We start from the raw sequence: 256 nt of genomic DNA, 5'->3' as shown, positions 1-256 counted from the left end.
AGTAACAGAGTTTACAATTACAACACCAACAGTAGATGATGCATTAAAAGAAGATACAGAAGCGTATGAGATTTCTGTAGGTGGAGTAGATGCAACAGGAACAATCTTAGATAATGAAGCAGATATCGCAGTATCAAGTGTAACAAGTGATGAGCAAACAGAAGGAACTGATTTAGTTCACACTGTAACATTAAGTGGAGAAGCAGATTCAGCAAAAGAGTATGACTTTACATTTAACACTGGAACAGTAGAAGCA

Annotated in this window: 1 protein-coding gene; it reads left to right on the top strand. The window is 36.3% G+C overall.

The features are described 5' to 3' along the window. Positions 1 to 256: hypothetical protein (locus CRV03_RS14205; protein WP_164968687.1), on the top strand; the 256-nt coding region annotated here is incomplete at both ends.

This window comes from Arcobacter sp. F155 (assembly GCF_004116455.1).
In the GTDB taxonomy this organism is placed as follows: Bacteria; Campylobacterota; Campylobacteria; order Campylobacterales; family Arcobacteraceae; genus Halarcobacter.
The sequence above is the reverse complement of the archived record's forward strand: the minus strand, read 5'-3'. Positions and strand labels throughout refer to the sequence as shown.